This is a genomic window from Kitasatospora sp. NPDC058162, from assembly GCF_042884005.1.
Classification (GTDB): Bacteria; Actinomycetota; Actinomycetes; order Streptomycetales; family Streptomycetaceae; genus Kitasatospora.
Genome location: NZ_JBHVUS010000008.1, coordinates 309,663 through 324,297, shown reverse-complemented (window position 1 = coordinate 324,297; position 14,635 = coordinate 309,663). Strand labels below are relative to the sequence as shown.

General features: G+C 75.5%; 6 protein-coding genes. 2 read left to right on the top strand and 4 right to left on the bottom strand.

What is annotated here, in order from left to right; all coding sequences use genetic code 11:
- Positions 1–28 precede the first annotated feature (28 nt).
- The 4 genes from ACFVXG_RS19050 to ACFVXG_RS19035 form a co-directional block, all read right to left on the bottom strand.
- Positions 29–9,805, bottom strand: a complete 9,777-nt coding sequence (locus ACFVXG_RS19050) for an amino acid adenylation domain-containing protein (protein ID WP_387928946.1) — start codon at positions 9,803–9,805, stop codon at positions 29–31.
- Between the two features lie 95 nt (positions 9,806–9,900).
- Positions 9,901–10,113 (bottom strand): MbtH family protein, encoded by a 213-nt coding sequence (locus ACFVXG_RS19045; RefSeq protein WP_387928944.1) that lies wholly within the window; start codon positions 10,111–10,113, stop codon positions 9,901–9,903.
- Positions 10,114–10,220: 107 nt separating this feature from the next.
- A complete protein-coding gene (locus ACFVXG_RS19040; RefSeq protein WP_350502719.1) occupies positions 10,221–10,379 on the bottom strand; it encodes a hypothetical protein in 159 nt (52 codons plus the stop codon).
- Positions 10,380–10,697: 318 nt separating this feature from the next.
- The gene (locus ACFVXG_RS19035) at positions 10,698–11,975 is read right to left on the bottom strand and encodes an IS256 family transposase (protein WP_387928942.1); all 1,278 of its coding nucleotides are present in this window, start codon (positions 11,973–11,975) and stop codon (positions 10,698–10,700) included.
- 340 nt (positions 11,976–12,315) lie between these two features.
- Between ACFVXG_RS19035 and ACFVXG_RS19030 the strand changes: the two genes are divergently transcribed.
- Together ACFVXG_RS19030 and ACFVXG_RS19025 are read left to right on the top strand one after the other, a co-directional pair.
- Entirely contained in the window at positions 12,316–13,302 is a 987-nt protein-coding gene (locus tag ACFVXG_RS19030) for a LuxR C-terminal-related transcriptional regulator (RefSeq protein WP_387928941.1), read from the top strand.
- Between the two features lie 98 nt (positions 13,303–13,400).
- Positions 13,401–14,633, top strand: coding sequence for a phosphotransferase family protein (locus tag ACFVXG_RS19025; protein ID WP_387928939.1), 1,233 nt, complete (start codon positions 13,401–13,403; stop codon positions 14,631–14,633).
- Positions 14,634–14,635 lie beyond the last annotated feature (2 nt).

The following is a 14,635-nucleotide window of genomic DNA, read 5'->3' as shown; positions in this document are numbered from 1 at the left end:
ACCGGGGACGGCCGGTGGCGCGCGTGACCTACGACGGGCTGCCGGGCCGGCGCATCGGCCGCAGGGCGGGCCGGGCCTTGCGGGCCGCGGGCAGCGCGGTGGCGAGTTCGCCGACCGTGGGGTGGTCGAAGAGGGTGCGGATCGTCATCTCGACGCCGAGGGCGGTGCGGATCCGGCTGACCAGCTTGGTGGCGAGCAGCGAGTGCCCGCCCAGGTCGAAGAATCCGTCGTCGATGCTGACCGTGGCCAGCCCGAGCACCTGGGCGAACAGCTCGCACAGGCTCCGCTCCTGCGCCGTCCTGGGCTCCCGGCCTTCGGGGGTGCCGGTGTAGTCGGGGGCGGGCAGGGCGCGGCGGTCGACCTTGCCGTTGGCGGTGACGGGGAGCGTGTCAAGGGTGACGACGGCGGCCGGTTGCATGTAGGCGGGGAGGCGGTCGGTGAGGAAGGCGCGGAGTTCGCCGGGGGTGGCGTCGCCGGTGACGTAGGCGACGAGGCGTTTGTCGCCGGGCTGGTCCTCGCGGACCAGGGCGAGGGCTTGGCCGACGGAGGGGTGGGTGGTGAGGGCGGCCTCGACCTCGCCGAGTTCGATCCGGAAGCCGCGGATCTTCACCTGGTCGTCGGCCCGGCCGAGGAACTCCAGGATGCCCTCGGCGTTCCGGCGGACGATGTCGCCGGTGCGGTACATCCGGTCGCCGGGTGCGCCGTAGGGGCAGGCCGTGAAGCGCTCGGCGGTCAGGTCGGGGCGGCCCAGGTAGCCGCGGGCCAGGCCGGCCCCCGCGATGTACAGCTCGCCGGGGACGCCGACCGGGACGGGCTGGAGGCCCTCGTCGAGGACGTACGCCCGGGTGTTCGCCATCGGACGGCCGATCGGCACCGTGTCCGGCACCGACTCGGCGGAGGGGAGCGGCAGTTGGGTCGCGCAGAGGGTGATCTCGGTCGGGCCGTAGAGCACCCGTACGCCGATCCCCGGGACGGCCGCCAGCACCCGGCGCACGGCGGGCGCGGAGACCACGTCCCCACCGGTGAGCACCTCGCGCACACCGGCGAAGACGCCCGGGTCCTCCTCCGCGATGACCCGGAACAGCCCGGCGGTGACGTGCACGTGGGTGAGCCCGTGGGCCCGGACCAGGGCGCCGATCGCGGCCGCGTCCAGGTCGCCGGGCGGCGCGACGACCACCCGGCCGCCGGAGAGCAGCGGCGCCCACAGCTCGTAGGTGGAGGCGTCGAAGGCGTGCGGGGCGTGGAAGAGCACCCGCAGCCCGTCGGGGTGCTGCCAGCACGGGTCCGTGGCGAGCTGGACGACGTCCCGGTGGGTGATCGCGATGCCCTTGGGCACCCCGGTCGAGCCGGAGGTGAACATCACGTACGCGAGCTGCTCCGGGTGGACGGCGGGGCGGTGGGCCCGGCGCCGGAGCGGGCCGTCGAAGCGGTCCGGGGTGAGCGTCAGCACCGGGCAGGGTGCGTCGGCGGCCAGCGGGTGGTCGCGGTGCGCCGCGTCGACCAGGACGAGGGCCGCCCCGGTCTCGGCGGTGATCTGCCGCAGCCGGGCGGCGGGCTGCCGGTCGTCCAGCGGGACGTAGCTGCCGCCGGCCTTGAGGATGGCCAGCAGGGCGACCACCAGCTCGGCGGAGCGGTCCATCAGCAGGACCACCGGGGTATCGGCGCCGACGCCCGCCTCGGCGAGGTCGGCGGCCAGGTGCTCGGCCCGGGCGTCGAGCTCGGCGTAGCTCAGCCGCTCGGTGTCGGTCACCACGGCGGGGGCGTCGGGGGTGGCGGCGGCCCGGGCCTCGAACAGCTCGGGCAGGGTCGCGTCCGGGACGGGCACGGCGGGGCCGTTCCAGCCGGTGAGCAGCTGCGCGCGCTCGGCCGGGTCGAGGACGTCGACGGTGCCGATCGGCGCGTCGGGGTCGGCGGCGACGGCGCGCAGCACCCGGAGCAGGCGCTCGGCGAGGGTGGTGGCGGTGGCGTGGTCGAAGAGGTCGGTGGCGTACTCGAGCACGATCGTCAGGCCCGCCCGCGGGCCCTGCTCGATGGAGCGGAAGGACTCAGTCGAGCGGAGGGACTCGGTGAAGCGGAAGGAGAGGTCGAACTTGGCCACGTCCAGTTCGAACCGGTGCTCCGCACAGGCCAGGTCGCCGAAGGCGGCGGGTACCGCGGCCGGGCTCTCCAGGGCCACCAGGGTCTGGAACAGCGGGTGGCGGGCGGGGGAGCGGGTGGGGTTGAGCTGTTCGACCAGGCGCTCGAAGGGGACGTCCTGGTGCTCGAAGGCGTCGAGGTCGAGTCGCCGGACGCGGTCCAGCAGTTCGCGGAAGCTGGGGTCGCCGGAGGTGTCGGTGCGCAGGACGAGGGTGTTGACGAAGAAGCCGACCAGCTCGTCCAGGGCCTCATCGGTGCGCCCGGCGACGGCGGTGCCCAGCGGGAGGTCGGTGCCGGCGCCGAGCCGGGTGTAGAGGGTGGCGACGGCGGCCTGCAGCACCATGAACACGCTGGCGTGCTGCGCCGAGGCCAACTCGGAGAGCCGGTGGTGGAGTTCGGCGTCGACGGCGAGCTCCGTCAGCCGGCCGCGGTGGCTCGGGGCGGCCGGGCGCGGGCGGTCGTAGGGCAGCGCCAGTTCCTCCGGTGCGTCGGCCAGGGTCCGCTGCCAGTGGGCGAGTTGGCTCGCGAGCAGGGTGCTGGGCCGCTCGTGGTCGCCGAGCAGTTCCTGCTGCCAGAGCGCGTAGTCGGCGTACTGGACGGGCAGCGGCTCCCGGTTCTGCGCGGTGCCGGTGCGGCGGGCCTGGTAGGCCTCGCCGAGGTCGCGGAAGAGCGGGGCGATGGACCAGCCGTCGCTGGCGATGTGGTGCATCAGCACCAGCAGCACGTGCTCGTCCTGCGGCAGCGAGAACAGCGTCGCCCGGACGGGCAGGTCGCGGGCGAGGTCGAAGACCTGCTGCCCGGCCTCGGCCAGGGCGGCGCGGAGTTCGTCCGGGGTGGCCACCCGGACCGTGCGCAGGCTCAACCCGGCGGCGTCGGTGATCAGTTGGTGCGGCTGGCCGTCGGCGGTCGGGACGAGGGTGCGCAGCACCTCGTGCCGGGCGACCACGTCGCGGAGCGCCTGCTCCAGCGCGGGGAGGTCGACCGCGCCGGTCAGCCGGACGGCGACGGGTGTGTTGTAGAGCGCGCTCGGTCCCTCGAACTGCTCGATGAACCACAGGCGTTGCTGCGCGGGCGAGAGCGGGACGCGCTCGGGCCGGGCGGCCGGTCGCAGGGCGGGCCGAGCCTGGGCGGCGGCGGGCAGGGCGAGCGCGAGGGTGGCGACCGTGGGGTGGTCGAAGAGGGTGCGGATCGGCGGTTCCACGCCGAGGTGGGTGCGGATCCGGCTGACCAGCTTGGTGGCGAGCAGGGAGTGCCCGCCGAGGTGGAAGAAGCTGTCGTCGATCCGGACCTCGGGCAGGCCGAGGACCTCGGCGAACAGGCGGCAGAGGGTCTGCTCGGTGGCGTTGCGCGGGGCGCGGCCCTCGGTGCGGCCGTAGTCGGGGGCGGGCAGGGCGCGGCGGTCGACCTTGCCGTTGGGGGTGACGGGCAGCGCGTCGAGGGTGACGATCGCGGCCGGGACCATGTAGGCGGGCAGTCGGCCGGCGACGAAGGCGCGCAGGTCGCCGCGGTCGGCCCCGCCGGTGACGTAGGCGACCAGGCGCTTGTCGCCGGGCTGGTCCTCGCGCACCAGCGCGACGACCTGGCCGACGGCCGGGTGGGCGGTGAACGCGGCCTCCACCTCGCCGAGTTCGATCCGGAAGCCGCGCAGCTTGATCTGGTGGTCCGTTCGACCGACGAACTCCAGTTCGCCCGTGGTGGTCCGGCGGACCAGGTCGCCGGTGCGGTACATCCGGCCGCCGGGCTCGCCGTACGGGCAGGCGGTGAAGCGCTCGGCGGTCAGCCCCGGGCGGCCGACGTAGCCCCGGGCCAGGCCGGGCCCGGCGAGGTAGAGCTCACCGGTCACGCCCACGGGCACCGGGCGGAGCCCGGCGTCCAGCACGTACGTCCGGGTGTTGGGCAGGGGGCGTCCGATCGGGACGCTGTCCGGGACCTCGGCCGCGGTGGCCATCCGGTGACGGGTGGCGAAGGTGGTGGTCTCGGTGGGGCCGTAGCCGTTCACCACCCGCAGTCCGGGGCAGCTCTCCAGCACCCGGCGCAGGGCGGCCGGCGGGACGACGTCCCCGCCCGTCCACACCTCGCGCAGCCCCGCCAGGGTCTGCGGCGCCTCGGCGGCCAGCACGCCGAACAGGCCGGCCGTCAGCCAGGCGGCCGTCACCCGGCCCCGGTCGATGGTGTCGGCGAGTTCGGCGATCCCGAGGCGTCCGGCGGGGGCGATGACGAGGCGGTGGCCGGAGAGCAGCGGGGCCCAGAGTTCGTAGGTGGAGGCGTCGAAGGCGGTCGGGGAGTGCACCAGGACGCGTTCGTGACCGCCGGCGGTGAACGTCCCGCCGAGCGCGAGGTCGACGATCGAGCGGTGGGTGACGCCGATGCCCTTGGGGGTGCCGGTGGAGCCGGAGGTGTGCATCACATAGGCCAACTGCTCAGCGCTGACGGTACGTTCGAGGTTGTCGGCAGTGTCGGAGCCGACCGCCAGGGTGGTCAGCCCGGCCAGCGCGGGGTGCGCCCGGTCGGTCACGGCGATCCGGGCGCCGGCGTCCGCCAGGACGGCCTCCAGCCGCTCCTGCGGCTGGGCGTCGTCCAGCGGGACGTACGTGCCGCCGGCCTTGAGCACCGCGAGGACGGCCACGACGAGGGCGGCCGAGCGGTCCAGCAGCAGCGCGACCGGGGTCTCGGCGCCGACGCCCGCCTCGACCAGCCGCAGCGCCAAACCGTTGGCCCGGGCGTTGAGTTGGGCGTAGCTCAGCTCGCCGTCGTCCGCCGTGAGGGCGACGGCATCCGGGGTGGCGGCGGCCCGGGCCTCGAACAGCTCGGGCACCGAGCCCGTCGGCAGCGCCGCGACCGGGCCGCTGCCGTCGGACAGCAGCCGCTCGCGCTCGGTCGGGGTCAACACCTCGACGGTGCCCAGGAGTTCGGCCGGGTCGGCGACGATCCGGTCGAGCAGGGCGAGGAAGCGGTCCAGCACGGTGCGGGCCTCGGCGGGGCCGAAGGCGTCCGGCTGGTGGTCCAGTCGCAGTTGGAGGCCGTCGCCGGGGGTGAGGGCGAGCAGCAGCGGGTAGTGGGCGCTGTCGACGTCCTCGACCAGGGTGACCCGGGTGGTGCCGCTCGGGTCGGCCTCGTCCAGGGCGGACGGGTCGGGGTAGTTGCCGTACACCGTGACGGTGTCGAACAGGCTGCCCAGCCCGGCGAGTTGCTGGATCTCGGTGAGGCTGAGGTGCTGGTGGTCCAGCAGCGCGGACTGCTCGTGCTGGAGGCGCAGCAGCAGCTGCCCCCAGCTCTCCGCCGGGTCGAGGGCGACCCGCACCGGCACGGTGTTGATGAGCAGGCCCATCATCCGCTCGACGCCCGGCAGGTCGTGCGGCCGGCCGGAGACGGTGGTGCCGAACAGCACGTCGGTGCGGCCGGTGAGCCGGGCCAGCAGCACGCCCCAGGCGGCCTGGACCAGGGTGTTGAGGGTGACGCCGTAACGGCGGGCGGTGCGGCCGAGCGCCTCGGTGGCGGCCGGGGTGAGGCCGGCGTGCAGGCGCAGCGGCAGCTGCGGGGTGGCGGAGGTGTGACCGGGGGCGAGCAACGTGGGCTCGTCCACGCCCGCGAGGGCCCGGGTCCAGGCGGTGCGGGCGGCGGCGCCGTCGCGCCGGGTGATCCAGCGCAGGTACTCGCGGTAGGGCGCGGCCGGGGGTAGCGGCCGTTCGAAGTACAGCGCCCACAGTTCCTCGGCGAACAGCGGGGTGGACCAGCCGTCCAGCAGGATGTGGTGCGCGGCGGCGATCAGCCGGTGCCGGCCGGGGGCCAGGGTGAGCAGGGTGTAGCGCAGCAGCGGCGGCCGGGCCAGGTCGAAGCGGCGGCCGTACTCGGCGGCGGCGATCCGGTCGGCCTCGGCCTCCGGGTCGGGGTGCCCGGTCAGGTCCAGGACGGTGAAGGGCAGTTCGACGCGGTCCGGCACGGCCTGGACGGGCGGGCCGTCGGGGCGCTGGTGGAAGCCCGCCTTGAGGTTGGGCTGGCGCAGCAGCAGGGCCTCGGCGGCGGCGCGCAGCCGGTCGGCGTCGACCGGACCGGTGAGGTCGAAGGTGCAGACGGCGGTGTAGACGTCGGCGCCGTCGGTGTCGTACGCCGCGTGGAAGGCCATGCCCTGCTGCAGCGGGGAGGTCGGCCAGACGTCCACCAGGCCTGCGGGGGCGTGGTGTTCGGCGAGCCGGTCGACCTCGTCCTGGCCCAGGGAGACCAGCGGGAAGTCGGAGGGGGTGTGCCCGCCGGCGCCGGGCCGCCCGGCGTGCTCGGCGAGCGCGCGCAGCGCGGTGAACCAGGCCTCGGCGAGGGCGCGGACGCGTTCCCCGTCGAGCAGTTCGGCGGCCCAGGACCACTGGGCGACCAGCAGCGGGCCCTGCGGGGTGTCGACGGTGGTGGCGTCCAGGCCGAGCACCCGGGCGAGCGCGAGGCCGTCGGCGGCGCCCTCGGTGATCGCCTCGGCCCCGGCGAGCACGTCCTCGGCGGTGACGCCCTCGGGCTGGAAGCGGCCCAGGTAGTTGAACTCGACCTGGGGCTCGGCGCAGCCGGCGAGCACAGCCGCGGTGGCCGGGTTGAGGTGGCGCAGCAGGCCGTAGCCGATGCCGTTGTCGGGGACGGCGCGCAGCTGCTCCTTCACCCGGCCGAGGGCGCGGCCGAGTTCGGGGCCGGCGGCGGTGACCTCGGACCAGGACAGCGCCCCGGGGGCGAGCCGGACGGGGTAGACGGAGGTGAACCAGCCGGCGGTGCGGTGCAGGTCGACGCCCTCGACCACCTCCTCGCGGCCGTGGCCCTCGACGCTGACCAGCACGGCGCCGTCCGGCCCGGTGGGGGCGTCGCCGCGCCAGTGGCCGAGGGCGAGCGCCAGCGCGGTCAGCAGCACGTCGTTGACCTGGGCGTGGTGGGCGGCCGTGACCCGGGTCAGCAGGGCCCGGGTGGTCTCGGCGGGCAGCACGACGCGCAGGGCGCCGCCGGTGGCGTAGGTGTCCTTGGCGGGGTCCAGCGGCCGGTCGCCGAGCAGCGGGTCCGGGGTGGCCAGGGCGGCCTGCCAGAACGGGAGTTCGGCGGCCCGGCGGTCGGTGCGGGCCTCGGCGGTGAGCCGTTGGGCCCAGCGGCGGAAGGAGGTCGGCACCGGCGGCAGCGCGGGTTCGCGGCCCTCCCGGGCGGCGGCGAGCGCGGCGAGCAGGTCCTCCTCGACGATGCGCCAGGTGACGCCGTCCACCACCAGGTGGTGGATCACCAGCAGCAGCTGCCCGGGCAGCTCCGGGCCGGCGTCGAACCGGACGGCCTGGAGCATCCGGCCGTCCTCGGGCGAGAGTCGGTCGCGGGCGGCCGCGGTCGCGGCGCGCAGGGTCTGCTCGCCGGCGGGGCCGGGGACGCTGCGCAGCACGGTCGCGGCGGCCACCGCGCCGGGGGCGGGGACGTGCAGCGTCCAGGAGCGCTCGGCGAGCGGGGAGGTGCGGGAGCGCAGTGCGTCGTGGTGGTCGAGCAGGGCCTGGAGCGCGGCGGTGAGGTGCCGGTGTCCGGTCCCGGCCGGGAGAGTGAGCAGGGTGGCCTGGTAGAAGCTCTCGACCGGGCCCCGCTGTTCGGCCAGCCAGTGCACGATCGGGGTCGGCGGCACCTCGCCGAGGCCGGCCCCGGGCGGCTCGACCGCGACCGGGCCCTCCAGCGGGCGGGCGACCCGGGCCAGCGCCTCGACGGTCGGGGCGTCGAAGACCTCGCGCGGGGTGAGCTGCAGCCCGGCGTGCCGGGCCCGGGAGACCAGCTGGATGGCCACGATGGAGTCGCCGCCGAGCTCGAAGAAGGAGTCCGTGACGCCCGCCCGCGGTATCCCGAGCACCTCGGCGAACAGCCGGCTGAGGGTGTGCTCCAGCTCCCCGGCGGGGGCCCGGCCGCCCTCCTGCGCGGCGCCGAGGACCGGCGCGGGCAGGGCCCGGTTGTCCACCTTGTCACTGGGGGTGAGGGGCAGCCGGTCGAGCACCACGACGACGGGCACCATGTGGTCGGGCAGCCGCTCGGCGCAGTACGCGCGCAGCTCGGCCGGGTCGGCGGCGCCGACCGTGTAGCCGACCAGCCGGCGCTCGCCCGGGCGGTCCTCGCGGAGCAGCACCACGGCCTGGCGCACCCCGGGGTGGGCGGAGAGGGTCTGCTCGATCTCGCCGAGCTCGACCCGGAAGCCGCGGATCTTCACCTGGTCGTCGGCCCGGCCGAGGAAGGCCAGCTGCCCGTCGGGGCGTCGGCTGCCGAGGTCGCCGGTGCGGTACATCCGCTCCCCGGGCCCGCCGAAGGGGCAGGCGACGAAGCGTTCGGCGGTCAGGCCGGGGCGGCCCAGGTAGCCCCGGGCCAGGTGCGGGCCGGAGAGGTACAGCTCGCCCACGGTGCCCGGCTCGACCGGGCGCAGCCGCTCGTCCAGCAGATGGATGCGCACGTCCTGGCAGGGGTGGCCGATCGGGGGCTGCTCGGCGCCGGTGAGCGGCTCGCTCAGGGTGACGCTGACGGTGGCCTCGGTCGGCCCGTAGCTGTTGAACATCAGCCGGTCGCGGCCCAGGCGGGCGGCCAGCTCGCGCGGGACGGCCTCGCCGCCGCTGACCAGGGTGCGCAGGGAGGGCAGCGGGACGTCCGGCAGGGTGGCCGCCATCGCGGGGGCGAGGTCGGCGTGGGTGATGCCGTGGCGGTCGATCAGCTCGGCGAGCGCCTCGCCGACCAGCTGGCTCTGCTCGCGGGGCAGGACCAGCGCGGCGCCGGTGGTGAGCGCCGCGGCCAGGTCGGAGACGGACACGTCGAAGCTGAGCGAGGCGGCCTGGAGCACCCGGCTGCCGGGGCCGAGACCGGTGGCGGCGACCTGGGTGCCGATCATGCTGGGCAGCCCGGTGTGGGTGACGGCCACGCCCTTGGGCTTTCCGGTGGAGCCGGAGGTGTAGATGACGTACGCGGTGTGGTCGGCGCTCAGCGGGCGCACCCGCTCGTCGGCGGCGAACGGGGTCCCGGGCCGGTCGGCCAGCTCGGCGAGGTGCTCGGGGGAGTCGAGCAGCAGCCGGGGGGCGCCGGTGTCGGGCAGCCGCCCGGCCGTGCCGGTGGTGGTGAGCACCAGCGCGGCGCGGGAGTCGGTGAGCATGTGGCGCAGCCGCTCGGCCGGGTAGGCCGGGTCGGCGGGCAGCCAGGCGGCGCCGGTCTTGGCCACGGCCAGGATCGCGGCGACCGCCTCGGGGGACTTGGGCAGGGCGAGCGCGACCACGTCCTCGGTGCCCAGGCCGCGGGCGGCGAGCACCCGGGCCAGCCGGTTGGCGCGGGCGTCCAGTTCGGCGTACGTGAGGGTGGCGTCCTCGGTGTACAGCGCGGGGGCGTCCGGGGTACGGGCCACCTGGGCGTCGACCAGCGCGCTGAGGGTGGGGCGCGGGTCGGGGCCGGTCGCGGCCGGGTCGGCCAGCCTGGTGGCCAGGCCGGCCGGGGTGGGGGCGTCCAGCAGGAGCGGCAGCGGCACCCGGAAGCCGAGCTCGGCGCGCACCCGGGCCAGCAGCCGTACGGCGGCGGGCCGGTCGCCGCCCAGCTCGAAGAAGCCCGCCGCGGGGTCGACCGACTCCCGGCCGAGCACCTCCGCGAACAGTCGACACAGCACCTCGGCCGGTCCCGGCCGCGGGTCGGTTCTGTGCGTCTGCTGGTCCCCGGACATGTGACTGTTCCCCTCGTTGCTGCGTGACCGGTGGAGCGTGGGTGTGCGGTGTCGCTGCGCGGTGCTGGTTGTTGCTGCGCGCTACCGGGCAGTGGTCAGTGGCCGGACAGGTGGGCGACCAGGCTCTTCGGCCGCAGGTCCTGCCAGTGCTGTTCGACGTAGTCGACGCACTCCTGTCGTGCGGCGGCGCCGAAGACCTGGTGCCAGCCGTCGGGCACCGGGCTGAACACCGGCCACAGCGAGTGCTGGCCCTCGTCGTTGACCAGGACGAGGTAGTCGGCCTCGGGGTCCTCGAACGGGTTCGCCATCGTCGGTTTCCTCTCTGTTCGGAGAATTACGAGGAGGGGGGAATTTCGTCGGCGGGCGGTGAACGGACTACATCGGCGTCCGGTTCACCGAGTTCGCCTCAGTACGTTCACGGGCCCCAGCCGGAGTCGTCCCCGTGCATGGCCGAAGGGCCTGCGGCGACCGTGGACTGGTACGGTGCGGCGTGCATCTGGAAGCCGATCCCGGCGACCAGCAGAACGGCGAGAATCCCGAGCATCTTGTGAATGCGATCGGCAAGATTCGTCATGGCGAATTCCTCTTCCTGAGGCGGGCGGTGTCTCCGCTCCTCGCTGTGAATGAATCCTGCCGAGGCGCAAACTGACGTGGAAGCTCTGGCCGTTGTCGGGATCACGCAATGCGGGAACCGGAAGCGTGAACAGACTGTGTCAAAAACGGGCAGATCTGATGCAAAGAGCACCTGGGGCTGTCAGATCAGTGGTGGGAGGCCCGGGCGTGCGGAAGCCCGGGCCCGTAGCTGGAAGCGCACCTCAGCGGCCGGTTCCCGGACCGGCGCCCCGGCCGGACCTCAGGCCCGAACTCCCCTACCGGCCAAGGCAGTCCGGTGTCAGCGCCGGGAGCCCCGGCGCAGCTCCTCCCGGACGGTGGGCCAGTCCCCGGTCCACGGCCGCCGGGCCCCGGCCGGCGACTCCAGGGCGAGGGTCGCCAGGTAGACCCGCTTGAGCGCGGCCCGCTCGTCCCGCACCCGCCCCGCGGACTGCTCGATCCGGCGCAACCGGGCGTGCAGCCGCTCCAACGCGCCCCCGCCCGCCAGCAGCCGCCGCGCCTCCGGGCCGAACCGGAACCCGGGGGCGAGCAGCGGCCACGCCGCCCGCCAGACCCGGAACACCTCGCGGTGGCCCGGACCCCACTCCCGCTCCGCCCGGCCCAGCCGCTCCAGCGCCGCCGCCTCGGTGGGCGCCGTACAGATCTCGTGCAGCGTCCGGGCCAGCCCGCCCCAGTCCTCGCCCGGCGCGTGCCGCAGCGCGGCGTGCAGCAGATGGGCCACCGAGGTGTGCACCACGGTGCGCGGCCACCGCGCCGCCGCCGCCTCCGCCAGCCCCGCCCCGGCGTCGCCGACCAGCACCCAGACCTCGCGCACCCCGCGCTCGGAGAGCCCGGCCAGCACCTGTGGCCAGCGCTCCCCGTCGGCGGCCGGCCACAGGCCCAGCACCTCGCGCAGGCCGTCCGCGGAGATCCCCAGCGCCAGGTGCACCAGCGGGCCGCCCGAGCGCCCGCAGCGCACCGAGTCGACGAACACCACCGGGTACACCGGGTCCAGCGGACGCCCGCGCCGGTCGGCGAGCTCGTCGAGCACCTGGTCGGTGATCACCGAGACGGTCTCCCGGCTGAGCTCCACGCCGTACACCTCGGCCAGGTGCGCCACCAGCTCGGCCGAGCTGAGGCCGCGCGCGGAGAGCGAGACCACCAGCCGGTCCAGGCCGGGCAGTCGGCGCGCCCGGGGCCGGACCGTACGGGGGGCGAAGCTGCCGTCCCGGTCGCGCGGCACCCGTACCTCGACCGGCCCGATCTCGGTCTGCAGCCGCCTGGCCCGGGCGCCGTTCGGCCCGTTGGGGCCGCGGTGGCCGACCGGAGCACCGGAGCCGCCGGCCACCCCCGCGGGGTCGTCGGTGCCCGGCCCGCGCAGGTGCTCCTGGAGTTCGAGCTCCAACGCGCGCTCGATCAACTGCTTGGCCAGCGCCTGGAGCAGCCCGCCGTCGCCGAGCAACTGCACCGCACCCGAACCGACTTGAGCGGCGGCCGCCTCCGCGAGCTGCCGCACCAGCCGCTGGTCCACCAGCCCGGCCGGGTCCACGGGTGGGGGCGGGTCGGGATCAGCTCGCAACAAGGGGTGCCCTCCGTCCGTCGGCCGGACCGGTCCACCGGCCCTTCGCTCCAACCGCCCTGACGGGGCGACACGTGCAATGCGGCGGCCATCCGCCCGTCGCCGCAGCCGGGTACGGGCGTCCTCGCCGTCACCACCGTCGGGCGCCGTCTCCGGGCATGCCCGGTTTCGCCGTCAACCGCTGATTTCCGCGCCTTCAGGGCGTACACTCGCGGCTGTCGTGGCCCGGGGGGGATGCGTCCGAACGGCAGGCGAGCACCATCCTGCCCTTCCGGGCGTCTGGCTGTTGCCGGTTCGGGCATTCGTGAAAGCGCAATGCCGAAGCCGGAAGGATGCCCAGATGTGCGTATCCCAGGACACCAACGCGGAAAAGGGGACACCCCAACTCTGCGACCGGGGCGTCGAGTTCTACCGCGCCGCACTCGCCGAGGGCGGCGCCACCGCGGGACAGGCCCCGGAATGCCTGCTCAGCATGGGCCTGTTGCGCACCCTGCCCGGGGCCGGGCAGCGGCTCGCCCCCGTCCCGCCCGACCTCGCGGTCACCGGACTGACCCGGCCGCTCGAACTCGCCGTGCTGGCCCACCAGGAGCAGCTCGCCGAGCTGCGCACCGCCTTCACCGCCGCCGAGCACGCCTACCAGGACGTGATGAGACAGGCCCAGCTCCCGATCCGCCTGCTGGCCGGCGAGGAGATCAACCCCGCCCTGGACAAGGCCGTCGCCGCCTGCACCGAGGAGCTGCGCACCGCCCAGCCCGGCGGCGGCCGCGGCACCGACCACCTGGCCGACGCCCTCCCGCGCGACCTCGCCCTCGCCGAACGCGGCGTCCGCCAGCGCACCCTCTACCAGCACACCGTGCGCTCCCACGGTCCGACCCTCGCCTACATCGAGCAGGTCAGCGCCCGCGGCGCCCAGGTGCGCACCCTCAACGAGGTCTTCGACCGGGTCATCATCTGCGACCGCTCCACCGCCTTCATCCCGGCCGGCGCCCAGCGCGAGGCCGCGGCGGTGCTCATCCAGTACCCGCCGCTGGTCGAGTACCTGCTCAAGATCTACGAACTGATGTGGGAACGGGCCGAGCCCGTCACCTACCTGGAGGGCCACCACCGCCCCCAGCTGCTCACCGACCGCACCCGCCGGAACGTCCTGCGGCTGATGGTCAACGGCTTCACCGACGAGGCCATCGCCACCCGCCTCGGGATGAGCACCCGTACGGTCTCCAGCCACATCCAGAAGGCCAGCGAACTCCTCGGCAGCCGCAGCCGGGGCCACCTCGGCTACATCATCGCGCGCGAAGGCGTCCTGGACGAGCCGCTCGAGGACCTCTGACGGGCCGTACCGGTGACGGCGGCCCCGGTGGAAATCGTTCGCGTCCGCCGGGCGCCGTGGGCGAAGCTGCCCGGATGCAGCGAGCGAGCAGTCGGACCGTGACCGTCGACCTCACCCACCGGGGCGCGTACTACGGGCAGTTGGGCCCCTTCGAGGTGGACCTCGGCTGGTGGTCCGCGGTGGACGACGTGGTCGCCCGGGCGACCGAACTGGCCGGCGTGCCGGTGCTGGTGACCAGGCTGCTCGAGGGCCACAGCGAGGACCCGGGCCACGGCGGCCGGGTCCGCTACCACGCCGAGGCGCTCCGCCCGCCCGCCGCCCTGGCCCCCCGCCCGCTGGACGGCGGGACGGCCGCCCTGCTGGCACCCGCCGCCCGGCGCGCGGCCTGGGCCGGCCCGGACGGCCTGCGCTCGGCGCTGAGTTGGGCGGAGGAGCGGCTCGCCGCCCTCGGCCGTCCGCCCGGGGCGGCGCGGCAGATCCGGACCTGGAACCTGTCCGGCCTGTTCCGCTTCCCCGCCCCCGCCGCGGGCCCCGCTGCGGCCGGGGCCGACGCCTGGTTGAAGACCACCAGCCCGGAGTTCAACGCCGCGGAGGGGGAGGTCATCGCGCTGCTCGGCGGCGTCGACCCGACCCTCGTCCCACCGGTGCTCGCCGCGGACCCGGCCGCCGGCCGGCTGCTGCTCGACCACGTCCCCGGCGAGGACTGCTGGAGCCCCGGCGAGGCGACCGTCGCCGACGTCGTCCCGCGCTTCGTCGCCGCCCAGGCCGCGCTCGCCGCCCGCCCGAGCGCCCTCGCCGGCCTGCGCGACCGCACGCCCGCCACCCTGCACGCCCAGCTCCTCGCGCTGCTGGACCGCCTCCCCGCCGAGACCGACCTGACGGCGGAGGAACGGGACGGACTGCGCCGCCTTGCCGCCGAACTGCCCGCGCTGCTGGAGGAGTTGGCCGCCTGCGGGCTCCCGGAGACGCTGCTGCACGGCGACTTCCACCCCGGCAACTGGCGCACCGGCGCCGCCCGTCCGGTCGTCGTCGACTACGCCGACGCCTGCCTGGGCCACCCCGCCCTGGACGGCCTGCGCCCCCGCGGCTACCTCACCCCGGCGGCCCGGCGGCACCACGCCGAGGTCTGGACGGCGGCCTGGCGCGAGCACGCCCCCGGTTCGGACCCGGGTCGCGCCCTCGACCTCGCCGAACCGCTGCACCACGTGTTCCACGCGCTGCGCTACCAGGAGTTCCTGGACCACATCGAGCCCAGCGAACGCCCGTACCACGAGGGCGACCCGGCCGCCGAACTGCGCGCCGCCCTGGCCTGCGGAAGTCGGGCAGGATAGCG